The sequence below is a fragment of the Gimesia sp. genome, assembly GCF_048262075.1.
Lineage (GTDB): Bacteria > Planctomycetota > Planctomycetia > Planctomycetales > Planctomycetaceae > Gimesia.
Genome location: NZ_JBLXFK010000001.1, coordinates 949,519 through 973,289 on the forward strand (window position 1 = coordinate 949,519; position 23,771 = coordinate 973,289).

Annotated in this window: 21 protein-coding genes; 5 read left to right on the top strand and 16 right to left on the bottom strand. The window is 45.4% G+C overall.

Features of this window, described 5'->3' with window-relative positions:
- The first annotated feature begins 100 nt into the window (after nt 1–100).
- Nucleotides 101–535 carry a hypothetical protein gene (locus tag ACN0YH_RS03530; protein ID WP_417378164.1) on the top strand — a complete coding sequence of 145 codons (435 nt, stop codon included), beginning with the start codon at nt 101–103 and terminating at the stop codon, nt 533–535.
- A 279-nt stretch (nt 536–814) separates the two neighbouring features.
- Here ACN0YH_RS03530 and ACN0YH_RS03535 read toward each other — a convergent pair whose 3' ends face one another.
- The 5 genes from ACN0YH_RS03535 to ACN0YH_RS03555 all read right to left on the bottom strand — a co-directional run bounded on the left by ACN0YH_RS03535 (nt 815) and on the right by ACN0YH_RS03555 (nt 5,512).
- Nucleotides 815–1,084 (bottom strand): hypothetical protein, encoded by a 270-nt coding sequence (locus tag ACN0YH_RS03535; RefSeq protein WP_417378165.1) that lies wholly within the window; start codon nt 1,082–1,084, stop codon nt 815–817.
- Nucleotides 1,081–2,196, bottom strand: coding sequence for a hypothetical protein (locus ACN0YH_RS03540; RefSeq protein ID WP_417378166.1), 1,116 nt, complete (start codon nt 2,194–2,196; stop codon nt 1,081–1,083). The genes ACN0YH_RS03535 and ACN0YH_RS03540 overlap by 4 nt, the downstream gene beginning before the upstream one ends.
- Nucleotides 2,193–4,103 carry a hypothetical protein gene (locus ACN0YH_RS03545; RefSeq protein ID WP_417378167.1) on the bottom strand — a complete coding sequence of 637 codons (1,911 nt, stop codon included), beginning with the start codon at nt 4,101–4,103 and terminating at the stop codon, nt 2,193–2,195. Before ACN0YH_RS03545 ends, ACN0YH_RS03540 begins: the two co-directional genes overlap by 4 nt.
- 114 nt (nt 4,104–4,217) lie before the next feature.
- Nucleotides 4,218–4,457 (bottom strand): helix-turn-helix domain-containing protein, encoded by a 240-nt coding sequence (locus tag ACN0YH_RS03550; RefSeq protein WP_417378168.1) that lies wholly within the window; start codon nt 4,455–4,457, stop codon nt 4,218–4,220.
- A gap of 170 nt (nt 4,458–4,627) precedes the next feature.
- Nucleotides 4,628–5,512, bottom strand: a complete 885-nt coding sequence (locus ACN0YH_RS03555) for a hypothetical protein (RefSeq protein WP_417378169.1) — start codon at nt 5,510–5,512, stop codon at nt 4,628–4,630.
- Between the two features lie 451 nt (nt 5,513–5,963).
- Here ACN0YH_RS03555 and ACN0YH_RS03560 point away from each other — a divergent pair, with 451 nt between their 5' ends.
- On the top strand, nt 5,964–6,605 hold the full coding sequence (locus ACN0YH_RS03560; protein ID WP_417378170.1) for a hypothetical protein: 642 nt from the start codon (nt 5,964–5,966) through the stop codon (nt 6,603–6,605).
- A gap of 198 nt (nt 6,606–6,803) precedes the next feature.
- Here the strand turns inward: ACN0YH_RS03560 and ACN0YH_RS03565 are convergent, their stop codons facing one another.
- The 4 genes from ACN0YH_RS03565 to ACN0YH_RS03580 form a co-directional block, all read right to left on the bottom strand.
- Nucleotides 6,804–7,298 (bottom strand): hypothetical protein, encoded by a 495-nt coding sequence (locus ACN0YH_RS03565; protein ID WP_417378171.1) that lies wholly within the window; start codon nt 7,296–7,298, stop codon nt 6,804–6,806.
- A gap of 2 nt (nt 7,299–7,300) precedes the next feature.
- Nucleotides 7,301–7,615 carry a hypothetical protein gene (locus ACN0YH_RS03570; RefSeq protein WP_417378172.1) on the bottom strand — a complete coding sequence of 105 codons (315 nt, stop codon included), beginning with the start codon at nt 7,613–7,615 and terminating at the stop codon, nt 7,301–7,303.
- A 181-nt stretch (nt 7,616–7,796) separates the two neighbouring features.
- On the bottom strand, nt 7,797–8,516 hold the full coding sequence (locus ACN0YH_RS03575) for a hypothetical protein (protein ID WP_417378173.1): 720 nt from the start codon (nt 8,514–8,516) through the stop codon (nt 7,797–7,799).
- A gap of 24 nt (nt 8,517–8,540) precedes the next feature.
- Nucleotides 8,541–9,368, bottom strand: coding sequence for an HNH endonuclease (locus ACN0YH_RS03580; protein WP_417378174.1), 828 nt, complete (start codon nt 9,366–9,368; stop codon nt 8,541–8,543).
- A 401-nt stretch (nt 9,369–9,769) separates the two neighbouring features.
- On the opposite strand from ACN0YH_RS03580, the gene ACN0YH_RS03585 reads away from it, so the two are divergent.
- Nucleotides 9,770–10,585 carry a hypothetical protein gene (locus ACN0YH_RS03585; RefSeq protein WP_417378175.1) on the top strand — a complete coding sequence of 272 codons (816 nt, stop codon included), beginning with the start codon at nt 9,770–9,772 and terminating at the stop codon, nt 10,583–10,585.
- A gap of 723 nt (nt 10,586–11,308) precedes the next feature.
- Entirely contained in the window at nt 11,309–13,303 is a 1,995-nt protein-coding gene (locus ACN0YH_RS03590; protein WP_417378176.1) for a PAS domain-containing sensor histidine kinase, read from the top strand.
- Nucleotides 13,304–13,348: 45 nt separating this feature from the next.
- On the opposite strand, the gene ACN0YH_RS03595 is transcribed toward ACN0YH_RS03590, so the two are convergent.
- Entirely contained in the window at nt 13,349–15,028 is a 1,680-nt protein-coding gene (locus ACN0YH_RS03595; protein ID WP_417378177.1) for a response regulator, read from the bottom strand.
- A gap of 371 nt (nt 15,029–15,399) precedes the next feature.
- Nucleotides 15,400–16,035 carry a response regulator transcription factor gene (locus ACN0YH_RS03600; protein WP_417378178.1) on the bottom strand — a complete coding sequence of 212 codons (636 nt, stop codon included), beginning with the start codon at nt 16,033–16,035 and terminating at the stop codon, nt 15,400–15,402.
- 763 nt (nt 16,036–16,798) lie between these two features.
- On the opposite strand from ACN0YH_RS03600, the gene ACN0YH_RS03605 reads away from it, so the two are divergent.
- Entirely contained in the window at nt 16,799–17,419 is a 621-nt protein-coding gene (locus ACN0YH_RS03605; protein WP_417378179.1) for a response regulator, read from the top strand.
- A 21-nt stretch (nt 17,420–17,440) separates the two neighbouring features.
- Here the strand turns inward: ACN0YH_RS03605 and ACN0YH_RS03610 are convergent, their stop codons facing one another.
- The 5 genes from ACN0YH_RS03610 to ACN0YH_RS03630 all read right to left on the bottom strand — a co-directional run bounded on the left by ACN0YH_RS03610 (nt 17,441) and on the right by ACN0YH_RS03630 (nt 23,735).
- On the bottom strand, nt 17,441–18,472 hold the full coding sequence (locus ACN0YH_RS03610; protein ID WP_417378180.1) for a nucleoside hydrolase: 1,032 nt from the start codon (nt 18,470–18,472) through the stop codon (nt 17,441–17,443).
- An 81-nt stretch (nt 18,473–18,553) separates the two neighbouring features.
- Nucleotides 18,554–19,339 (bottom strand): 3-keto-disaccharide hydrolase, encoded by a 786-nt coding sequence (locus ACN0YH_RS03615; RefSeq protein ID WP_417378181.1) that lies wholly within the window; start codon nt 19,337–19,339, stop codon nt 18,554–18,556.
- Between the two features lie 46 nt (nt 19,340–19,385).
- Nucleotides 19,386–20,801, bottom strand: coding sequence for a neutral/alkaline non-lysosomal ceramidase N-terminal domain-containing protein (locus ACN0YH_RS03620; protein ID WP_417378182.1), 1,416 nt, complete (start codon nt 20,799–20,801; stop codon nt 19,386–19,388).
- 29 nt (nt 20,802–20,830) lie between these two features.
- A complete protein-coding gene (locus tag ACN0YH_RS03625; protein ID WP_417378183.1) occupies nt 20,831–22,171 on the bottom strand; it encodes a sulfatase-like hydrolase/transferase in 1,341 nt (446 codons plus the stop codon).
- Between the two features lie 265 nt (nt 22,172–22,436).
- Entirely contained in the window at nt 22,437–23,735 is a 1,299-nt protein-coding gene (locus ACN0YH_RS03630) for a DUF1501 domain-containing protein (RefSeq protein ID WP_417378184.1), read from the bottom strand.
- Nucleotides 23,736–23,771 lie beyond the last annotated feature (36 nt).

The following is a 23,771-nucleotide window of genomic DNA, read 5'->3' on the forward strand; positions in this document are numbered from 1 at the left end:
GCATTGCTACACCTGCACCCGCTGGATACCATCAACAGACACAAACGGGAAGCAGGCACTATCCGTCATTACTGCAAAGGGCTTTCTTCTTATGGATACCATGTCAAACGATAGTAATTCTGGTTTATTCATTTTCACCATTCTTGCTACGTCTCTTGTCTGTGGCATGATTGCCGCTTTCGTTCAGGATCGCTATCCGGGCAAAGCCTTTGCTGTTGGCTTCCTGCTCGGGCCGCTGGGAATCGTGATCGCAATGCTGGTTGAGTTCGGTTCCTGTAATGTTTGCGGATCGCGTGTCTCGGGAACTGCCGTTCTCTGCCCTGGCTGCCACAACAAACGGGTAAAGGTCTGGATCAAGGAAGACAAGTTGATATGGCCCTGTAAACACTGTGGTTCCACCGTCAACAATGACCAGAAGCACGCGGGGCGCTCGTTTCCCTGCCCGGTTTGCAAAGAACAGATTACAGTACCGGAACGGGAGAAGGTCGGCACCATGATGACCGTACAGAGGCGAACGGTTAAACAGACCGCTTAAGTATTGTTTTGATTCTTTCTGAATAACTACTCTCCCAAAAATTGCCGGTTCTCCCGAAGGTTCATTTTGGACCTTCGGAGAAACATAGGCGTTTTCTGCCTTATTTTGTCGAGTGTCCATTTTGGACAGTCGAGTATTCTCCCAAAGTCTCATTTTGAGACTCTGGCAAAACATAGCGGTTTTTGCCTTGTTTTTCCCAAAGGTCCAAAATGAACCTTTGGTGAATCTCTCGAACGGCAGAAACTGCCACTCGGTAAAACATAGCGGTTTACGCCCTTTTCACTCATTCTCAGCCTGCTTAAATCCGATGGCAGTCAGAACACTTTCCAGCAGATCCCCAGAACCCGGTATCACTCGATTCATGGCCGCCTGCCGTTTCTGGCACCCGCCGCAACCTTTTGAACTGCCCGACACCTTGCCGCTCGGCTTCCAGTCAGGGAGTTCATAGCCTTGCTTCTCCCACTCAGCCCGGTACACCCTCACCGCTGCGTCAGGATGATCAGTCTGCCCGCTGGCAATCGCTAGCATGTTAGGGTTTGTTATCTTCATTCTGTCGGTATCTTAAAGCCGTTCTGAAGTCTGCAGATATTGGAAAACATGACACTCATATCCGGGCCGTAACAAATTTCATTTCTCACCATGTCCGCGTCTCCGCAAAGGAACACCCACCCGGCATTGGGGGCATCGTATTGATTACCAGCCATCAAGCAGTTACTTGAGTCCGTTCCCGTTCCAGAATCCCAGACATACGCTAATTCAGTGCTACCGTTCGCGGTTACTTTCCCACTCCCGCGCACCTGGAAGTAAAAAACGTTTTGATCTCCATTCTCATCTAGGCAAAAAGGATGCTCGTCGTCTGCCACAATAGAGCCTGTGAAGCACTCCACGCCTGCCGGGTTTGCTGCTGCTGGTGCTAGGTCTGCAGGCGATACGGTCGCAATCCCACCGATAGAAGAGCAGAAATCGTTCAATTGGTCGCAATCATCTTGACTAAAACAACCGTCAAACGTTTGGCCGAATAAATCAGGGGGCCTACTTTCCTGCTCAGCAGAGATTATGATTGACCTGCCTGTCTTCAGAAACTCAATAAACTGGTTGTCTGTATCTGATTCACCGGGATACAAAGGGGGCTGCCATGTGCAACCGCTGTTATACGCTTGCCCTGAGCCGCCGAAATTTAAAGAGTGTACCAAGAGGATATCAATATTGCTGTCGACCAGATTATTATAGAAAACTCGTTCCGCGTCCGATGTCGTATTCACTGGATACACTTCAATATTACACGTTGGCGTTACTGTCGGTATCGACTCTGTGAGGGGTACGCCGAATAACTGACCATTATTCCAGAACCCAGCCAGATAGGTTCCTTCAGGCAGATACGCCCGCACCATACCCCTGGTAAGTGTATAATTTCCATACACCGGGCCGTTTCCCATCACAAACATACTGTGAACCTTGCCGGTATCCTCACCGCCGATTCCGTGAACGTCTGGCAGGCTTCGTGTCGTGTGTTTTGCTTTGTTCAGTTTTTTAACATGCCAGACAGTAGGCGCGTTCTGAACTTGAGTCAGTATGTCAGGTTGGGCAGGCGCTGCCGGGTATGATTCCCCCTCTTGAGCAACCGTCTGATATAATTCAAAGGCTTCAAATTGTCCGTTCATAATTGATCTTCCAGTCTAATAGTGCGCGTGTAACTTGTTGCCGGTCGCTTTACTGTCATGGTGTCAGGCAGATCAAAACCAGTAGTATCGACCGTTTTATTGAATGTCATCTTAGAACCGTTTTCTAAACTGAAGTCTGACAGATCACAGGTATATTCAAAATCACCGGCATCAATGGTGAATACATCCGACGACGCGTTGTATTCCATGTGGTAAGGCAGTGTCGATCTGGTTCCGTCTGGCTGGTGAAAGTAGCCTTTAGACGTTGCAAACTCTGCGTCTGTGGTAGTGGGTAGATAATCCGGCCATAAGGTATAAAGACCGTCTAGGCTGCAATCCTGATCGATCTCAAACCATAAAGGCATGTTCGCCTCGAGATTGTAGGACAACCAAACATCGTCAGGGAGAGAGGCATCACCTGACTGTTTCGTGAGCTGGTATCCGGTCCCCTCGTAAACTGTGGTTGTGATCGCAGCATGTGTAACCGTCAGGGTATTGGTTCTAATCACCTCCCCGCTGTCATGCGTTCCGACGAAAGACAGAACCATTGTTGCACCTGGTTTCCTTACCATATTGGTATTAACTCTGGTGGTGCTTACGTGGTCTCTGCGCTGCTGCTTGCCGTTGTAACGGGAATTCAGTTGATACAAACCATCCAGATCAGATTTACTATCACCTGCTGTAATCAGTTCGACCGTATAGGGGTTAGGAATGAAGACTTTTTCAGTATCAACCAAGTACTGACAGTCCTTCAGTTTTTCCCTGAAGTAGTCTTCAATGATTCCAGTCTCTTCTTGGTCAACGTCGGTGATCTGCTGTCGTTCACGAATAACCCTATGGGCTTCGATTGGATCGGGTAGCCTGGACAATACGTCGCGATACCATGGTCCCCATCGGCTGCTTACGTGTTCCAGCTCTTCAACGTCTTTCCTGAGAAAACCAATCACATCAGAGATAATTGCAGCCTGATATTTTTCGATGTAATCGTGAATCTCGTCTTCCCATCCGAGCGAGTAACGCGGTTTGGAAAGTTTGATAATCACACACCGTTGAGCGAGGTCTTTTGAGAGAGAAGCACCATTCACCGTAATGAAATAGCAGAACGTGTTCGGCCTGGTCGCTTCGCCAACATAGAGACGTTTGCCGGAAATCTCAGCCAGCGTAATCATGGCTTCAAGTTCTGAGTTTGAATACTTGTATGACTTGAGATTATCAATTGAGAAAATCCGCTTGCCTGTGGCCTCTGTTGAAAGCATTCGCTGTTTGATTTGCGAAGAATCTTCTTTCGATGATATATCCAGTTTGCCATTTACAAGTTTGCTCAAGCAGTTCACAAACTGACTTTTACCGCTGCCCGGTCCATCGTCTGAGGTGACCAGAAACGCGGGCCGCTGTCCTCCACGACCACCCCAGAACAGCGTCACGATTGCAGCTAGAATTAGATGCGCGTCAATCTGAGTCTCTGGACTGAAACGGTCAACCAACCCCTGCAGCGCATCACCATTTCCCGGTTCTGGAATATCGCAGGCGTAATAAGTACCCGGCATTTTCGGTTCGTGTGGCAAATCAGCAATGTCATCGAATCTCTCAGAAACCCGGATCAGCTCTTTTAAGAATTCAGACAGTTTGTGATAGCCTGGAAAATTCAGGAACTTAGACGGCTGCCCTGTTAATGTGCCGATGATCCCGCCCAGCGCCGCCGCATTCGATATGAAATCAACCTTCGTGCCTGATTTATGATCATGGTAGAACAGCTCATTGCCGCAAACCTTCGGCCAGCCCTTCAGGAAAGATTGTGTTTCTTTCACCATCTCCTGCATCGACTTAGGCACGCATGCCTTTTTTACCGAACCGTCTTTGTTCGTAACCTTCACTTCTTTGAAGTTGGTCAGAATGTTTTTATTCATGGTCAAACGCACTCCCGATCTGGAAAACAGTTGACCAATACGCACGCATCATTCATACTATGGTTACCTGTTATTTGTGTCCTTTGGATACACGAAAAAACGCCCTCGGATCGGCTAGGATCTGGGGGCGTTGTCCGTTGTGGTTGAGTCGTCTGCTGAGACGGTCTTCGATTCTGCAGCTATAAAGGCGAGCAGATCGTCGCGGGAATACCTGACTACTCCGCGAAGACGTAAGAATGAAATCTTCCCCTCTTTCCGCATCCGGTACACGGTTTTCGCGCACACATTGAGCAGTTCACCGGCTTCAGCTTCGGATAACAGCAGGGGGGGATTCTGAGAAATGGTAGTTGACATGACTTCTCCCTAAATCGTACTAAATGGTCCGTTGTGATAACTCGCTGTGAGTCACCGTCTGGACTATTTATAAGCGGTCCGATCAGGGTGAGAAGACTAAAGAACCCTTTTTTGTGTCAGTAAAAAAAGAGGATTTAAGGTTGTTTTAGATTACTTTATTTTATTTCAGATTACTTCTGTTTTCGTTTACGGGAAGTCTTCTTTTTTGGGGGAGATGGCTCATATTCAGCGAGTCTATTCCGGTATTCCTCAACCTTGTGTCGATCCATTTTGTGAATCAACACCTCCAGATCGTTAGGTGTATGTTGTATGACCCAAATTGATTTACCTCTTGCCTTCTGCTTGAACCGGTACTCTGATAAGCCTAGTGCGTGGGCTAACTGAGCCTGATTCCCAGTGAGCCTGCAAGATGAGTCTCTTTTTTCATCACTGAATGTTGACGGAATGTCTTCCGTAGGCGAGTGAAATCCCTTCTTGATTTTCTCCCCTTTGGAATTTGCGTCCTCAATCAACTGATCTGTAGTGGGAATCCCTTCATAATTATGATTGACTCCGAAATCAGAAGTTTCAAAAACGCGCATCCGTTCCCAATACATCCGCAACTGTAGCTGATTCTGGTTGAGTTTTGGCAGCAGTTCAGACTTCCACCGATCCATAACAGACTGGTTGTCCTTCCAGAAATCAGCCCGCAGGCACCGCCGTAGGAAACACACACAAGCATGGTGAGCGCTCGTTCCGATGATTTCGTCATACTCTTCAACGAATATAAACGGGTTGGTAGATGGGATGGCTACGGATTCAATCGAGTACAGATCAGACTTAGCAGCAAAAACATGAAATGAATTATTGATAATCTCATCCGCATTCGGGAAGTTTTCCCTCACCTTATTTTCCATACTGTCGAAATTTGCCGTTACTTTCTCCCGCTTGGCTTTGTCTTTTACCCTGGCTTTCTCCCAGCTATGCCAGTTGATCACCCTCACAGCATACACGAGGTAAATAACAAGGTTGGAAGACGCTGCTTTCAGCTTCTCATCTTCGATTGGAAAATCCATAATTGCCCCCTGTGGCATAATCCCTGATAAGAAAAACAGCGCGGCAAACCAGTTCAGGGAGCTGGTGTTTCGGTAGCGAACCTAGCCGCGTGTTGTTGACAGATGAGAAAGGTATCCTGAAATAATTCATGAGAACCTGACTCTGTAGTTTTCCTTGCTTTTGACGTTAATAGTCCATAGCATCAATTTCATATTATACAGTCTCAACGAAAAAAGCGGGCACGTTTTGACAAGGTAATATTTATTGTATACCAATCGAGAGATCTCCATTCTGATATGGTTTTCCGCGTTCATGATATGGGCCTTGTGTGAACCGAACGTCAGAGCATCGATAGTGCGATTAGTTCTCTCAATTCTCTGCCGAAAAATACTATTGATGGTTTTCATTATGATTGCCTACACCGCTTGTGCCTGCGCTCTATTGTATTCGATCAATTTGTGGAATACAGGAATGGTTAAGGATGCAGCTGTTTGGTTGTTCTTTACTGGTGTATTAGTAACTGGTGATTTAATCACATCACCCGAAGATAATTCTGTTTTCAAGAAGGTGTTTAAAGATTCGATCAAGGCAATCATATTGGCTGAATTCATGGTAAATTTCTTCACAATGCCTCTAATTCTCGAACTGATTTTTGTGCCATTTATTACTGTGATCGCAGTCACGAAAGCTGTCGCAAGCCAAGATGATAAGCTTAAGGATGTTGAACTTCTGTTTGATGTCATTCTTGGATTATGTGGGATAGGATTGCTAGGTTATTCAATCTGGAAAGCTTATACCGGATTCGATACTCTCGACCTATGGGATACATTTCGGCAATTCATTTTTCCTTTTGCTATGTCACTGATGTTTTCCCCAATGGTATTTTTGATAGTTCTGTATTCTGTATACGACTTGATATTTACCGGATTGGAAATCGGGCCTGATAAATCAAAGGAAGTAAAACGGTATGCTAAATGGCGTTTATTCTCCTTCTTTGGATTGAGGCTCAATAAACTGCGTGAATTCAAAAGAAGCCACTTTACCGATATGTTCCGAGTCCAAACAATAGCAGACGTTGATTATCTACTTAACGAATACCTGACACCTGATTAAGTGAATTTAAAACACTATCTGCTCACATCTATTTTAGACGTTTAATTACGAAACATCCCCACAAAACCGCAGCCGCATATTTTCCACAACCTCTAAGCCTCTTGGCGTAGTCTCAATGATCAGCATACGTCTTACTGGTCTACCTCAAAGTGGACAGAGCCAGTTAACTCAAGTTGATAAGATAGCGCAAAGGGTTCTTCAGAACCGAGGGCGTGACCACCATTCACGAAAAGGTACCGGAACTAATTTTAAAAGCATCTGAAATGACTTGTCGGTAAGTAGAGCACGCCAGCAGTCGGTAATTAGTAAAAGCGTTCTAAATGTAAAACAGAGATTTAACCATCGCCTAGCCCACTTAGAACGAATCTTTCTGGTTTTGATATAATCCTCAGTAAGCTCCTGATGAGCGGGGGTATAAACTCGCTCCCGTGTCTTTTTTGGCAAAAGATATTGTCCCATCTCCCAGAAACGGGGCCAGCCTGGCGTTAATTTTTTTGAAGTCGTTTGAAAAGCATCGGCCAAATTTTTGATGTTATTAAGTTGGGAGATTGCGAAAGAGGCTATCCTTTCCCAAACCGCACTCAAATCAAATTCTGCTCCCTGGATTTCATAGTCTCCCTTTGATGTTGATGAGACGATTGGAGGTTCAGTTTTTTTAAAATCCGGAAAATTAAATTCGGCTCTTCCTACCATAATCAAGCACCTCCAAATACGACTTTACGACGTATTGAATTATAAAATTCATCCTGCAATTGAAGAGCTCTTACTCCTGCCCCCAGGATCTCGTATCTGCGTTCTTTTATCGTTACACCATCAATATGTTTCGACTCGTACCAACCTTTGATAAGGTCACTATCTTCTAAACGTGACATGAGCTGATAAAACGCAGCCAGTGTTTTCTTCTGTCCATGTTCTGTTCGGAGCATTTCTCTGACTTCACGCCCCGTTTTCTGTCCTTCCATCAATATAGAAAGAACGTAAAACTGTAAGTGAGTGAGTGTAGGCAACATTTTAGATCCTCGACCAAAGTGAATGTAACACGACCTATTATTCACTGCATAGTTTATTTAGGCAAGAGGATTTTCACGGATTTTTAACGAATAGCCATAAATCCAATAATACTTAGCCTTTCGTCACTACTTTAGATTTTATAAGTGCAGTACGTTTGTAGTTGGTGCTCCTTCAAATGTGTCATTCTTTGACTGATGGGGCCCGTTTAATCACCTGTGGGTTAGCAACCACCAGCTTATACTTACAGTCCGATCCCAACCGCCGCAGATTGTCACTCAAAACATGTGCTTCTCCCAGAGTGATTACTGCAACTCCATCAGCTTTCAACAGGTTTCTGACAATCGCATCCTCGCGCCGTTCTTCGGCCTCTTTATCAAACTCTATTGAACCATCAGCCTTAACCGGATTTGCTGCATCAAAGGCTGCTGAGTCCTCTGCTGGTAGGATCGTCTCCAGTTCGCCTGAGACAACCAGCAGCCCAACTGCCCCCAGTTCGAGACGGTCGAGTCTGTTCTGTGCTGCAACCAGTCTGTCGATACCGCTTTCTGGTGGATCTGTCTTTGTTCGCTCGTACTTCTTAAGAGTCTCGATGAACCGTAGCGTTCCTTTATGGTTCTGTTCTGTTAGTCCTTCGACGTAGACAGCCTTCAGATTGTGTTCCTTGATCAGCCGCCGGAGCAGTTTCATCTGATCCCGCTGATTCGCTTCAACCACCTTCAGGAAGTAGCTGTATGCCTTGTCGATCTGCTCTTGAGTGACCGTGTTGTCCTGGTCTTTCAGGTCGGCTGCGAATTCCCCTGGTGAAACATAGTGATAATTGAGGATATGAATGATCGTGTTTGGCTCGGCATCTGCAAATGATGGAAACAATAATATGAGTAAGACAAATAACCGGTTCACGATATCGCTCCAAAATACTTTTACTCAATTACTGCCAAGGTTTATTAAAGACTCTAATTCTTGAATTGAGAGGGCTGGTTTTTTCATATGTAGCATTCTGTGGCAATTGGCACAGACAGGACGAAGATCATCTATCGGATTGATTTCATACTCTTCGCCAATTTCAGAAATCGGTTTCAAATGGTGAACTTCAATATAATCACGACCTAACTCCCCATATTTATCTTCAAACTTAAATCCACAAGCAATACATGTATAACCCCAATGTTCTAAGCATGACTGTCTGGCCTCTGCGCTCCTATCATACGATTTACAAGTTACAGTCTTCACGCTTCCTTCTGAAAATGAATGAATTTTTTCTACAGACTGTTGTTCAAACTCATGTTGTTCGTCTTTCACAATGAATGACAGAAGGTCCGTTGCTATTTCACCTGGTATAGTTACCCCACCGCCTATAGGAGTCCATCCATAGTTTGGGTACTTAGCCTTCAAGTCTTCCAAAGGAATTATCGGCACATTGGACAAAGCCTTAAACAATGTATCCGTCTGTAGTGCTGTTATTCCCTTAGCAGCTTTTTCCTTATCCCAATGAGGTAAAAGGAACGGAGTCGAAGTTATGTACCCACAACCAACAATTCCCTTTGGATCTACACCAAGACGCATCAAAAAGAACATGTCGCCAATATGAATCTTGTGCTTTGTAGAACCACAGCTCCAGTGCGTACAATAGTTTTTGTCGTTATTAACACGATAAATTGCATCTTGGAGATCAATCCAATTCCAGTCGTCTGGGTTCCAGGTATAAAGAAAACTTGCTACTTCCAATTCTTCATCAGACCAATGACTGTTCATGGTAAATCATATTATTTCTAGCGGATACTTAAGGAAAGGACTGCTTCGATTTGGTTTTGTAGACTCGTATACCAAAGCAAAACTAATGTTCCCTAGACTGACCCACTTACAATTCTACGTGCTTTCCACTTTGATGGATGGCGAGAAGTCAGGCCGTGAGGTCCGCGAAAAGCTGCAATCAGAACATAAGCAGAAGAAAACACTTGCAGCCTTTTATCAGCTCATGTCTCGGTTAGAGGACACTAATATGGTAAGGGGCTGGTATGAGTCGAAACACATTGATGGTGTCACTATAAAAGAGCGGCGATATAAGATTCTATCCTTTGGAATTAAATCCGCTGAAGAATCTACAGCTTTTTATCTGCAGTCAAATCATGGAATTGGATGGGAAGGGCTGTGTAATGGAACTTGCTAACGAAATTAAAACTAGTTCTAGAGTATTTGACTGTTTTGTCTCAGGTCTTTACTTAACAATTTTTTCCGTTTCATTTTACCTTGGTTATTGCATATACCTTACGAACTTCCCTAGTCAAGATGTAGGAATTTGGGTTGGAATGGCAGCCGGGCTATTAGTTGGTTTTCTGAATGGCCTTTATTTAGATTTGAATACATTGAGCATTAAGGATCAAGTTGCGAGAACCAGTGAGACAGTATCTCAAGAAGTTGAATATTCTCAAAATGCTAATGCCATTTATACCCTCATAGCGACGATTTTTCCTGTAATTTTTGGCATTGGACTTGGTTTTTGCGTGGTCAATATCACAAGCGTGTTATATATGATCTGCTGCTCACTGTTTGCGGCTACAATCGTTTTTTTTCCATCAGTAATTATTGGTGTTCTTGCGAAAATACCTTTGGCAGTTCTACGCTTCTTTGCTGACTTTACAACATTATTCTATAATAACATACTCGCTATTCATCCTTATAATATAGCCAAAACTCTGCCTGCAAATTTTTTACCAGGTTGGCCTCGATTTTGGGCCTTAGGTAGATTTTTATTACCAAAATCAACCCGAGAACGTGTTTATGCCCCTGCTCACACAGAGCTTCTTGAAGATTATATCGAGTCAAAAAGAGACAGAACCAAATGGGCAAAACGATGGCTCAATTTTTACTTTACCTTTCGAACGCTTTTCTTGATTTCCGATTGTTGGAGATGTTATATTTCAACTAAAATCATTCCTCTCTGGCTCTACTACTGGTGGACACGCCTCTAGATTAGAATCAATCTCCCCATGACTTTTAAAGCTGAAACCAAGAACTGCAGCGCATACAGCATCATTCTGGTTTACAGATTGCGTAACTATTTACGCTTAATGCGGATAGAGATAACAATTCGAGTCCCACCTCGGCTATCTTTTTCAAAGCCCCCTCAAACAGAGTAATTGATTTCCGTTCTGTCTCTGTTTCTTCGTAGCATGCCCACATGATTCCCAGACTTTCTATCGGGGATATCTCTTTCCCATGTGTAAATTGCCAATCTGAAAGATTCAAAATCTGAGATAAACCGGGGTTTATCTCAATTCAGATAAAGCACATAATATCATATCTCTGTCCTCTTTACGGATCCCGAACAATTAATCGGAGTTTAGACTCACGTTAATCAGATTCCTCTGGCCACCATGCAACGATCAAGTGTGATATGCCTGACGCAATAGCCTCAGACCATAGTAGCGACTGATCATTGAATGGCAAGGACTCGGTGTGTCTGGAAAATGGATGTCAACTTCGACCCAAGATCTGTTTCGTCTCCTGCCTGCGTTATTTTCCTGAGAATTCCATAGTTGTTTACTCTGAAATTCAAAGACGAACACACCAGACTGTGTCCAGTTATTTGTAACGTCTCTAGTGGCATTTGGATCGAATATATTTTTTCGAAAGACGCTGCAGTTAATTGTGATACGCTCTAGTTACTCAATCTAAGGCGTACGAAAATCGGTATGGACACCTCAACAAACCAGCAGATCTCACAGACATCCAGGCACTTCGTTTCCAGTCCTGCAACACTCAACCAGACTCACGAAAGCCACAAGCAGGAACTTTTAAAACACAGGCAGAATAAAAAAAAACTGCAACCTTCATCACAACAGACTCAAGATCTCCTGGACAGCCTGTTTGTTTTTGTGGGTGTCTTTTCGACAGAAGGTGTCTTGCTTGAACTAAAACATGCCCCTCTGGAAACGGATATTTTCAATCAATCTGACGTGATGCAAAAACCGTTGTGGGAAACATACTGGTGGTCACATTCTTTCAAAGCACAACAGACACTCAGGCAGGCTCTGCTGAGATCTGCGCAGGGTGAAATCGTCCGTCTCGACACAAAAGTCCGCTTGTCAGAAACCAGAATGATGGATCTGGACTTTACATTTGGACCACTCTATGACGATGAAGGACAACTCTGCCAGATTATCGGCTCTGCAGTGGATATTACTGACCGACTGATAGCAGAAAATATCGTTATCAAAAAGACAGCGGAACTTGAAGCCATGTTGCAGGTCAATCCTGATCTGTTCTTTCACTTGAGTATTGACGGAACCATTGTCGGCGATGAAAGTGGAAAGCTGAAAAACTTTTTGCTCCCGACAGAAACACTGTATCAAAAGCAGATCTGTGAGCTGTTTCCCAAAGCCGTAGTCTCCCAGTTTGAACTGGCGATTGATCAGGTAATACAGACTCAGAAAACTGTGACGTTTGAGTATTCACTGCAAGCCGAGTTTCATACGCACTGGTTCCAGGCAAGATTACTGCCTTATCAGCCGGAAGAAGTTCTAGTCATCATCCAGGATATTTCCGAACTCAAGGCATCAGAAATTGAAGTGAATCGCGTTCATTCAAGATTGTACGAAGCACAACGGCTAGCGCACATCGGCAGTTGGGAGTGGGATCCACAGAATAACACCCTCTGGTGGTCGGAAGAAGTTTTTCGCATTCTAGATATGCCTGAAACGGAACCGCAACCAGATTACAACTCTTTTCTCCAGATCATCCATGAGGAAGACCGGGAGTTAGTGTCACGGGTTATCATCAATACGTTAAAAAACGATTTACCATTCAGCATCGAACATCGGATTATCAGGCCTAATGGTGAGATCCGTTACGTGCATCAACAGGCGGCACTCAAAATGTCGCCCGATCAACAAACGCCGTTAATGTATGGCACGATTCAGGATATTACCAAAAAATACGAAACGGATCGTATCACTCAGGAATATCGGGACGAGCTTGCGCATGTGTCCCGGCTCTCTGTGATGGGAGAACTTGCTGCGGGTCTTTCACATGAGTTAAATCAGCCTTTGACTGCGATCGCCAACTACAGCGCTGCCATAAAAAATCTTCTGGAGCGGGGAGAAGATATTTCTGAACTGGTTGATAAAGTGGTCGAGCAGTCCCTGCGTTCCGGCGAGATCGTCCGACGATTGCGTTCCCTGGTCAAAAAACGCAGGCAGCAACGGTTTCTGTTTAACATTCAATATAGTATCCGTAGCGCCATACAATTAATGAAGTACCAGATCCGCTTAAAACAGATTCAGGTACAAACCAGGAACGAAAATAAATTCACTATGGTTTATGCAGATCAGGTCCAGATCGAACAGGTACTGGTCAATCTGTTAAAAAATGCGGTTGAGGCCATGGCACACACTCCCTCTCCCAGAATTCTGACAATTACATCAGCTGCTGTCGAACACAATATGATTCAAATATCGGTTAAAGACACAGGCCTCGGGATCTCGGCTGAGCTTGCCCGCCGGTTATTCACGCCGTTTACCACAACCAAGGAAGAGGGCATTGGTATCGGGCTTTCGCTCAGCCACTCTCTCGTCGATGCCTCTGGTGGAAAAATGTGGTATACCCCCAATCCGGAGGGAGGTGCGATTTTCCATCTGTCACTGCCTGCATCTCCACCTCATCAGGATCATGCTGACTCAACTTCCTGAGACGGTGTTTTCTTTGAACTGAGCTTGAAAAAACAGGGGCAGGATTTACCGTACTTTCAAAGTAGCATTCAGATAGCGGGAGACCATCTCTGTCAGTACATCATATTTGACGGGTTTTCCAAGATAGTCACTGCAACCTGCAGCAATACATTTTTCTCGATCGGCAATCAGAGTATGAGCAGTAATTGCAATGACGGGTACCTGATGATTCTGACTTCTGAGAAACCGGGTCGCTTCATAACCATCCATGACCGGCATCTGCATGTCCATCAGGATCAGATCGTGAGGCTCCCCCTGGTTTTCTGCATCCTGAATCAGCTCAATAGCCTCCCTGCCATTAGAAGCAGTCACTACATCCAACCCCATCTTTGACAACATATAATTGAAGAGTCTGCGAATCTCGTGTGTATCGTCAACCAGCAATACCCTGCCTTTCATACCAGTGGGGTCTCTCCCCACTCGGACACCAGGTGCTGTTTGCGAAAGTGTTTTGTTACAACTAAGATCAGGCCGTCTGCCTGTTTGCCTCATCTGCGAAGTTATATTTCCGACATTCAAAGTCACAGAAAACACGCTTCCCTGATTCACCGATGATTGCACAGTCAGTTTTCCTCCCAGTAACTGCACCAGCTTATGTGTCAGTGTCAAACCCAGTCCTGTACCACTATAAGCTCGCGACGAGGAACTGTCAGCCTGAATAAAAGGATCATATATATGCTTCAGAATTTCCTGTGAAATACCAATTCCTGTATCTGCAATATTAAACTGTAGCAGGCGCTCATGGTTCGGCTGGGAAATCGCTCTGATCTCAAGGCGAACAAAGCCGTTGTCCGTAAACTTGATCGCATTACTCACCAGGTTCTCCAGAACCTGCTTCAGCCGCGCTGGATCAGACTGAATAACGACGGGAATCGTCTCCTGAATATTGGTAAGCAACTGCAGTCCCTTTTCAACTGCTTTGGGTTGATAAGCCGTCATCACTTCCTGCAGAACTTTTACAGGAGAACACTCTTCTTCTCTGACTTCGTACTGCCCCAACTCAATTTTTGAAATATCCAGAATATCGTTCACCAACTGCAGAAGATGGTCACCATTTCTCTGGATGATTTCAATCAGATCATGCTGCTCCGCTTGACTTGTCGATTCTTTTAATACTTCGGAATAACCAACAATTGCTGTCATTGGAGTACGAATCTCATGACTCATATTCGACAGGAACTCACTCTTTGCCCGATTAGCCTGTTCAACCATGCCGAGTGCGGATTTAAGCTCAAATTCTTTTCGCTTCAGTTCCCGGCGAGTCTGTTTCAGACGTTCCAGGTATTCAGTCTGCTGGTCCTGAAACCGAAATCGCTCAGCGATTTCGCGGAAGATACCGATGAATTGAACGTCTTCATTTGATTCTTCAAGTTGATGGAGAGTCAATGCATACGGACTACAGGAGTGATCTTCACGTTTGATCACAAGCTCACAAACAGCAGAGTTTCCTGAAACGACACACTCTGAAAAACAATGCTGGCACGGTTCACAGGACGCTGCAGTCAGCAGTTCGTAAATATTCTTTCCAGAAATCTCCTCCGTGCTCCATCCCCAGGCAGATTCAATGGAAGGGCTCGCCATCAGAATATTACCGGCCTCGGTCATTGCAACAACCACATCTATACTGAATCTCATCATCTGCTCAGCGAAGTGATCTTTACAATATCCGGTTTGTCTGGATTTCATACCTGGCCCTTATCTTTTGGTAATACTACGGTTCAATACTTTTGGATTTACCCCTTTGCCTTTAAAAACGCGATTTTGAATAACTTTGTGTTCATATCTTCGACCCCTGTTTTTTTCTTACTCATCAGTTCATTTCTTATCGACGTGAAAGACCTCCTCAATTGATGGGGGAATTCCCCCACCCCTGCTTAAACAGCTGGGAATTACGATCCTGCCAGGCAAATGGCAGCGATAACCCACTTAACTGCCAATCTGATTACTTTAACAATCCGAAACAGATTCTTTGACAGGCACTTACGGGGCCGGCAAGGTGGTTGATATACCGAAGAAGAGAGTGCAAGAGATAACTACCTAACCGCAGTCACTACAACCTATTGAGACGCATCAGGCATTCCAGTTTTTCGGTAGCCTGGCATATCTTTAATTTTATAAAGAATATGTACGATATCAGTGGTGCTGGAAACACCTAATTTAGTGAGAACATGTGCTTTATGTTTTTCCATAGTTCGATAACTGATCGACATGGAATTCGCAATCTGTTTCCCTGAATGGCCTTCTGCAATCAGATGAAATACCTGTTTTTCCCGACGGGTGAGACCATCATATAACTGCAGATATTTCATGCTGTTATCGGCTGTCTCTTGTGAATTCTCATTCCAGATTGCACGTGCTGTTTCTACTGCCTGAACACACTTATCTTTCGCAAATGGCTTTTCCAGATATTCACATGCCCCCTGCTTTACAGCTAATACTGCTTTTTCAATATCTCCATAAGCACTCATCATGATCACCGGAAATCGAATCTGACGTTTGTCAAATAACAGCATAGCTTCGATTCCAGAAATTTCAGGCATGATCAGATCGATGAGAACACAGCCCGGCGTATTAAAATCGTTTGATTCCAGAAAAGAGAAAACACTGTTAAACGGTTTGACCTTATAGCCGGAAGTTCGCAGCAGATAGGAAATCGAATCTAAGACATCAGGGTCATCGTCAATGATGTACACAATAAATTCCGTCATTGGGCCCTCAAACGTAATACGATCTGATACAAATGATTTCTGCTCCTCTTTCAGTGTTTAGCAAAATTCATTGACACGATTTAAAGAGAACACTGCGCGTAAAGAAATGCTTTTGCCAACTTTCGCATTTACATATCCTCTTTCAATTCAGCTTCCAAATAAATACGACAACAAAGTCCATTACTTCCACAAAGGATATCAACACTCCTCCTCATAGCAGGATCAGGAATACTAATTGTCAGTAGGCATTTATTTGTATGAAATGATGGCAACATAACAGCAGTGCCAACAGATTGTTTCCACTAAGCGGGAATTCAATGGAACAGTAATGAAAGGTCAGTTCACGAATAAACTATCAACAATAAACAACGGACCTGATGACAGATTTTGTTGATCCGATATATTCCCTGGTAAACTGTTTGGATGCTCCCGTTCAACAGATTATCCAAAACTACAGACTGTAATTTCACAGTCTGTAATCTCGATTATATTCTGAAATCTACAGTATCTGCCTTATTTATCCATTCTCCTGTATCACACATCCCCAGCATGCACCCACACCACCCCATTCTATCCCTTTTACCCAAACGTAGCTCCTCATTCAATATTGAGGTGATTACAGTACAAAGAATTGGGTAATTTCCCCCATTTTTATTTTTTTTCGAGAGGGCGATACAAGATTATGTGAACTTCTTTCAAATCAGATAGCTATCGCGATCGATTCTTAAATTCACATCAGGATAAAACTATGAAAATACTGATTGTTGACGAAATCGGATTCATTCGTCAAAGTTTGAACCAGAAACTGGGGCTGCATCACTTCGAGACTATCTCTGCAGAAAGTGGTGAAGAAGCATTACTGATTTTGAAAACCGATTTTTCGATTGACGCTGTTTTAACAAGTCTGTTTCTACCAACGATGAATGCCCTTGATTTATACAGGGCTGCCGCCAGAATCGAACGCTTCAATGACGAAGGAGTAATTCCTCCGCTGAATTTTTATCTGATGGTGACCAAAGAGCACGGCACGTCTTCGCCTAAGATGAAGCAACTGACTCGTGAGGCGTTGGCACTTGGTTTTAAAGACCTGCTGGTCAAACCGATTGATACTGAGTTGCTTGTGACTAAATTAAGAAGCTCAATAATCATGGAGAGTAAAGAGGTTAGTAGTGACCATCCTGTAGAAGCAGACTCACAGACTGAAAACACTCACGAAACCGAAATTGAACAGCGTTCGCGGCCCGTCAATTCAAAAAATCGAATTGATCAACTCAAAGAAATGCAGAACAGTCTGTATGCCCTCAAAAAAGAAATGTGTGAATCAATCGATACCTTGCTGGAGGAAGTCAGTCGAAACTCGGATCAATAATCAACACGCTCTCGCACTTTATTATGGAAGTGTTCGGATGACTGGAGGCTGACTGACCAGACTGCGTAAGACTTCCTTTACCTGCACCGCCTGCAGGGGATTCATTTTAAGATAGCGATCCCGCCCCTGTTTTGCTGAATGGAAACTCAAAAAGCCATCATCGTCAACGGTAACTTTTCCTGGCTCGGAAAGATCAAAATAGCCATCGTGGGGTCGAACTGCATACAACACACTCGTTAAGTCCCAACTGGGACGATCGTGTTCCGCCCCACTATGCAGCAGATAAGCCTCCCGTACGATGTGGTGTTCCATATAGTTAAAATCCCGGGCAATACTCTCGCGCGGATAGCGGACGGCAATGCCGATTTCAAATCCACTCCAGACGACAGGCGTACTCACAGGCCACTGTCGTACAAATCGCTGCATGGATTGAATTCCATTTCGCACGTTTGCTTCCAGAAAATGTGTATTCCCATCAATGGGTTCAAACGCACCTGCCATCACGGAGACCAGTTTGACTTTTCGTCTGATCAATTCGGGACCGGAAAGCGGGCTGAACTCATCTGCTTTCGACTCAACCAGATCAGCCAGATTTGCTGCTAAACCGACCTGTATAATCACAATGGAACCGTCAGCTGATGCAGCCAGCGTTTTCCGCAGCAGTTTGACCGCATCCGGAAGCTGTTGATTCGACCTGACATCATGCGGGTAACGACTCTGATTGCCCTGCCTTTCGTTGATAAGTTTCAGATAGCGGCTCTCGCGTTTCTGTGCATCGCGTGTCACTCCGATAGGAATATCGCCTCGTCCGTAAAATGTATTTGTGGCGTCTGTGAAGGGACCAGTCAAAGGATTGATTTTGGATATGGTCACTGCCAGTAAATCACATTCTCCCCGATCCGCCAGCGTGTGTAACATTGCCAATGCCAGTACATCATCGACATCTCCAGAGAGATCCGTATCAAAAATCACTTGAACCGGCTCTGCTGCTGACACAAATCGGGTTGTCATTAACATGATTAAGCAGATTTCACCTAAGCGTTTCCAGAACATGGAAAAATCATCCTTTAATATATATTTGCTCGTCAGATTTTATAATCGAATCATCAGTTTGAATTTGCCCCAGCATACCGCTTACTGTTTTTTCTGTTGTTGCCGTGCCCGACTTTCCATAATCCGCTGCAGTTTACGTTGTTCAGCAGCCATCATCGCATCGGTAATTTCCGCAGGATTCACATTACTGTGTTTGAGTTTCTCTGTATCAGGAATACTCCGCATTTTTAAAGCGCGGTACCAGACCGGATCACCATGATCCTGGAGAGACAGGTTTGCTCCACGATCACTCAGGTTTCCTCCCCGATTGGCCAGAAGTTCTACATGCCAGGCATAGCGTGGGTCCGTATAATCCAGATCAATCACTTTTTCCCCATTCAGCCAGTGTTGAATGACAGTCCCCTGACAAACGATGCGTCCCGTATTCCATTCGCCCACCGGTCGTGTCGCGTCGTGTGAAGGAGGCAGACAAAAATAGATCGAAGCCGCACTGGTGCGAGGGTTCTTGCCATCCACGTGCTTCTGATTATCCAGGATCTGATATTCATATTGACCGGAACGGTAATAGACACCGCTATTACTTCCTTCCGCAACCTTCCATTCAAACTTCAGCTCAAAGTTATCGGGCACAGGCTCTGTTTCATAAACCAGACTTCCCCCGTTGCCGGACCGGGTAATCACCCCTTCTTCCACTTTCCAGTTGCCACTGTGCTGCCAGTCTGTCAGATCCCTACCATTAAACAAAAGTTTGAATCCCTGCTGCTGTTCCTGTTCCGATAATTGATTCGGCTCAGAAGTACAACCTGACTGATTGGACATTAGAAGGACCAGGCATCCCAGACAGATGATTGAAATCTGCTTTTTCATATTCCGTCCTCAGTGTTTCGTTTTAGATCATATTTGATAAAGTAAGTCAGTCTGAAATCTGATTCAGCATCTTAAATATCTGTGAATTGATTTTATTTGAGGCATCCGGTTCCAGATAACTCCAACTGGACCTCCAGGTCTCGTAGCCCTGCAACACGTGCTGTTCCGGAGTAGGCAGATAACCGTTATAGCCATTCGCCAGCCCAATAACAAAGGTTGGCTTGAGTGGGCTTCTCCGTTTAATCTCAAGTCCGATTTCTGCAAAGACCTCACAGGGAATCGCTACGACTCCCAGTTCACCAATTCTCAGAGTCTGCAGTTTGATATTGACGGTATCGGGCCCCTGGTCAATATTCACTGTTTCCCGGGCATATACTTCGTTTGTGGTTAAACGGTCGCGATCTTTCGCTTCAGACAAGAGTTTCTTCGCATAGGCCAACTCCTCCTGATCCGGTTTGCGAATACCCAGATCCAGAGTTTGTTCCAGCATCAGAATTTCTAACTTCCTCTGATACTTTAGTTTTTTTACAGCTTCGTATGTACGCTCTGCGATGACTGAGGCGACTTGAATAATACGTTCAAAGGAGGCCGCACGCGGACGTGGTTCTTTAAAATTGTAGTTATTGATATCTCCGCTCGCGCCATTAGACATAATGCCTACAAAAGTATCATCTCCACCCAGCCGCTTTTTAATCTGCCGTGCATACTCCCCAAAATAATCTGCGGAGAGCTGATTTGGCGGAATTCCCCCTACATAGTGTAACGAATAATTAGCCAGCAACGCCAAAGGCCGCCCCTCAATTGTCTGAACTGAGAGAAAAGAAATTGTCGGATCTATGGGACCGGCCGGTTTGATCAGTATTTCGCTACCGCGCGGGGGATTTGTCCGTACCTTGTCCGTCTTCTTCCCAAACGGGTTAAGCTGGATCTCTCCTTCTTTGACATACCACCGCCGATTGTTTACTTCAGCCGGTTCCTCTGTCACTCCCCAGGCTATCTGTGCTGGTGCTAATTGCGCATGCGCATTGATAATGGATTGTGCAATTCCCTCCGTCAGAAACTGCACATATGCCGGACTGGGATGACATTGTGCCAAGGGTACAGAAGTGGGAGCTGTATGCGTATGAGTGGCTGAGGTCAGCATGTTGCTGGTGGGGATACCGGTCTTGAGGGATGCCTGTTGCTTGGCAGCATCAAATATCTCGCGGGAAATCAGACAGATATCACAGACGACAAAAGCAATGCTGGTATCACCGCTCTTTAAAACCAGCGCCCGGGCATGCAAGGGGTCATGCGCAGATTGAGCCTGACGATCCTGAAAGCTGCCCGTCATTGAGACAGGAAATTTTCGCGGTGTGATATTATATTTTGCCGCTCCCGCCTGTAATGAATCCGGTGCTGCTTCTGCCGTCGTCAATAACATGGGAAACAGTAGTACTAACAAAATCGTGAGTCGAAGCATCTTTGATTCTCCTGCCAACATTGCATAGTTTATTTTTCAGGCTGAGGCGTTGCGGTTTGTTGCACCTCTGTTTTCCAGGCAGCGAGCGCAGACTGCATTTGCTGAACACGCTGATGCTGGGCGTCAGCCAGATTGTTTGATTCCGATAGATCCCCGCTGAGATCATATAGTTCAACCGGTTCCTTGCGCGTCTGATTCATTATCAGTTTCCAAGGTCCCTGCCTTACTGCAGATTTACCGTTGTAATCCCAAAAGATCTGTCGGGGTGCTAATGACTGCTGGTCTGTTAACAGGGTGACCAGACTGACTCCATCCAGCTTGTGTCCCGCTGGGACTTTTGCTTTCGTCAATTCCAGAATGGTGGGCATCAGATCGATACTAATCACGGTCTCATCACAAACGGTTTTTGCAGGAATCTGACCTGGCCAGCAGGCGATTGCCGGCACACGATGTCCCCCTTCCCAGAGCCCTCCCTTGAACCCACGCAATTTTCCGTTCGATCCTTTATTATTTGCACCATTATCGGACAGAAAGAAAATGAACGTATTGTCCGTCAGATTCAGTTCTTTTAAAACATCAACCACTTTACTGATGCCTTTATCCATTTCAGTATTCATCTCGCGGTAGGCATTCGTAATATCTTTTCGTTTGGCAGACTTGATGTCACCAACCCCCTCTTTCCTCATCGGCTGATCATGAGGTCCCTGATATGGGTAATGAACGGCCTCATGCGCGATATAGACAAAAAATGGTTTCTCTTGTTGCTGGCGAATGAATTCCACGGCATGGTCATTTATCAGATGAGTCACATATCCCTGCTCATTTCGGTTCAACTCCGCATTATGCCACCAGTCAAATACGCCGGTTCCGTCCAGGTGAGCAAAGTAGTCAACATTCCCACTCACGTAGCCAACAAACTTCTGAAACCCACGAAATGTCGGGTTGTACTGCCGTTGATACCCCAGGTGCCATTTGCCAAACATACCCGTCTGGTAACCTGCATCCCGCAGACATTGTGCCAGGGTGATTTCATTTTTCTGAAGACCATGATGTCGGTTCTTCATGGGGTTCGCAAAGACCACTCCCGCAATACCTGCTCTCTGCTGATAACGACCTGTCAGTAATCCTGCCCGGGTGGGACTGCAGACAGCCCCACTGGAATGAAAATCGGTAAATCGCATTCCATTCGCAGCAAGTCGATCCAAATGCGGAGTATCACACTCCTTACTCCCATAACAGCTCAGGTCTCCATAACCTAAGTCGTCGGCCATAATCAGCACGATATTGGGGTTCTGAATGCTGTCTTCGGCTGACAGCATGACAGGCAGAAAGGTATTCACCGACAGAGCAATGATCAGAGTTCTTATCACAGAGCTACCTCATATTCAGGAGCAAACGATGCCATGCAGGAAATTCATTTATCTGTTTAGACTGTGTCCAGTTTTTCTGTAGCGTCGCCAGGGCTGTTTGACTCGAGTATATCAGATTGAGAGACGCTACGGTTAAATGGGATGGCTTTAGATTAGCGAAACGGATCACTGCACCAACACTCAATTAGACCGCAGGCTGTGATACAATTCAATCCAAACCATGGGGGGGGGCTTAAATTAAATCCCCTGTCTGTCTCAAATGCGTTCAGGCAAACAGTTCATGCATAATGCGACCGTGGGGGACCAGCATCGTGGGACGTCCGGTATTAGTAAAATATTCCTTCAAAGGATCAATCCCCAGGCTGTGATAAATCGTCGCGGCGATATCATCGGGTTTGATCTCGGTACTCTCATCAGGTGCATCCCCTGCTTTGGTTGTCCCACCGACAAACTGACCTGGTTTGATACCAGCCCCCGTCATCAGACACCAGTTCACACGTGGATAATGATCGCGTCCTGCATTGATATTGATTTTAGGTGTGCGACCGAACTCTCCCATAATCACAACCAGCGTCCGTTCCAGCAATCCTTTCTGCTTCAGCATTTCCATTCCGGCTGTCATCCCGCCGTCTAACGCGGGCAGGAGCCGACGATGACCGACAAAATTTTCTGTATGCGTGTCCCAGCCATCATAAGTCACCGTCACAAAGGGCACACCATATTCAATCAGTCGGCACCCCAGAAAGACAGACTGATTGAATTCATCTGGTGTAAACAGATCCCGAATCGGTTTCGCTTCCTGTTCCACATCAAACGCCGCCCGCGCCCGCTTTGAAGTGATCATATTATATGCCTGTGAGCCAAACTGATCCAGCGCTTCCAGCAACTGGCTTTCGGTCACTTCGTCTTTAAAACGCCGGTTCAATTTCTCAAGCAGTTGTTGTCGCTGGTTAACCTTCTCCAGTGTAAGTCCTTCAGGTAGCGAAATTCCGCGCACCTGAAAAGGTTGTCCTGGTCGCGGCACGGTATTGGTTTTGAAAGGTGCATAGGCATCTCCCATATAGCCGGCATTCCATTCAGTTTTGGGAATCGCCACATAGCCAGGCAGATCCGGTTTGCTCGAGACTTCCTTACTGATCACCGACCCCAGTGAGGGATAGATCAGCGCGGGTACAGGTCGATTCCCGGTAGAAATCCAGGACTGTCCCTGAGGATGGGCACCTGCCGAATGCGAGATCCCGCGAATCAATGTAAATTGATCCGCTTTCGCGGCATATTTTGGCATGTGCTCACAGACATTAAATCCGGAAATGCAGGTCTGAATCGACTTAAACTCTCCCTGCGTCTCAGTCGGCGCTTCGGGTTTCCTGTCCAGTGTATCCAGATGCGAGACACCTCCCGCCAGATTCAGGAACAGGACTGCATCCGCTTTTGTTTTCTTCGAAGCCGCGTGCTCTGCGTTGACAGCAGATAGCTTGAGGAATCCAGGCAAAGATAATCCGAGTCCACCCAGAAACCCAATCTGTAAGGCATTACGTCTGCTGATTAAATTGTGGTGATTCATCGTTATTGCCCTCTCAGGGAATTATCTTTTCCGGTC

Excerpts from the sequence above, each read along its gene's own strand:
- ACN0YH_RS03530 (WP_417378164.1), top strand. The coding sequence starts at position 101 with ATGTCAAACGATAGTAATTCTGGTTTATTCATTTTCACCATTCTTGCT.
- ACN0YH_RS03535 (WP_417378165.1), bottom strand. The coding sequence starts at position 1,084 with ATGAAGATAACAAACCCTAACATGCTAGCGATTGCCAGCGGGCAGACT.
- ACN0YH_RS03540 (WP_417378166.1), bottom strand. The coding sequence starts at position 2,196 with ATGAACGGACAATTTGAAGCCTTTGAATTATATCAGACGGTTGCTCAA.
- ACN0YH_RS03545 (WP_417378167.1), bottom strand. The coding sequence starts at position 4,103 with ATGAATAAAAACATTCTGACCAACTTCAAAGAAGTGAAGGTTACGAAC.
- ACN0YH_RS03550 (WP_417378168.1), bottom strand. The coding sequence starts at position 4,457 with ATGTCAACTACCATTTCTCAGAATCCCCCCCTGCTGTTATCCGAAGCT.
- ACN0YH_RS03555 (WP_417378169.1), bottom strand. The coding sequence starts at position 5,512 with ATGGATTTTCCAATCGAAGATGAGAAGCTGAAAGCAGCGTCTTCCAAC.
- ACN0YH_RS03560 (WP_417378170.1), top strand. The coding sequence starts at position 5,964 with ATGGTTAAGGATGCAGCTGTTTGGTTGTTCTTTACTGGTGTATTAGTA.
- ACN0YH_RS03565 (WP_417378171.1), bottom strand. The coding sequence starts at position 7,298 with ATGGTAGGAAGAGCCGAATTTAATTTTCCGGATTTTAAAAAAACTGAA.
- ACN0YH_RS03570 (WP_417378172.1), bottom strand. The coding sequence starts at position 7,615 with ATGTTGCCTACACTCACTCACTTACAGTTTTACGTTCTTTCTATATTG.
- ACN0YH_RS03580 (WP_417378174.1), bottom strand. The coding sequence starts at position 9,368 with ATGAACAGTCATTGGTCTGATGAAGAATTGGAAGTAGCAAGTTTTCTT.
- ACN0YH_RS03585 (WP_417378175.1), top strand. The coding sequence starts at position 9,770 with ATGGAACTTGCTAACGAAATTAAAACTAGTTCTAGAGTATTTGACTGT.
- ACN0YH_RS03590 (WP_417378176.1), top strand. The coding sequence starts at position 11,309 with ATGGACACCTCAACAAACCAGCAGATCTCACAGACATCCAGGCACTTC.
- ACN0YH_RS03595 (WP_417378177.1), bottom strand. The coding sequence starts at position 15,028 with ATGAAATCCAGACAAACCGGATATTGTAAAGATCACTTCGCTGAGCAG.
- ACN0YH_RS03605 (WP_417378179.1), top strand. The coding sequence starts at position 16,799 with ATGAAAATACTGATTGTTGACGAAATCGGATTCATTCGTCAAAGTTTG.
- ACN0YH_RS03610 (WP_417378180.1), bottom strand. The coding sequence starts at position 18,472 with ATGTTCTGGAAACGCTTAGGTGAAATCTGCTTAATCATGTTAATGACA.
- ACN0YH_RS03615 (WP_417378181.1), bottom strand. The coding sequence starts at position 19,339 with ATGAAAAAGCAGATTTCAATCATCTGTCTGGGATGCCTGGTCCTTCTA.
- ACN0YH_RS03620 (WP_417378182.1), bottom strand. The coding sequence starts at position 20,801 with ATGCTTCGACTCACGATTTTGTTAGTACTACTGTTTCCCATGTTATTG.
- ACN0YH_RS03630 (WP_417378184.1), bottom strand. The coding sequence starts at position 23,735 with ATGAATCACCACAATTTAATCAGCAGACGTAATGCCTTACAGATTGGG.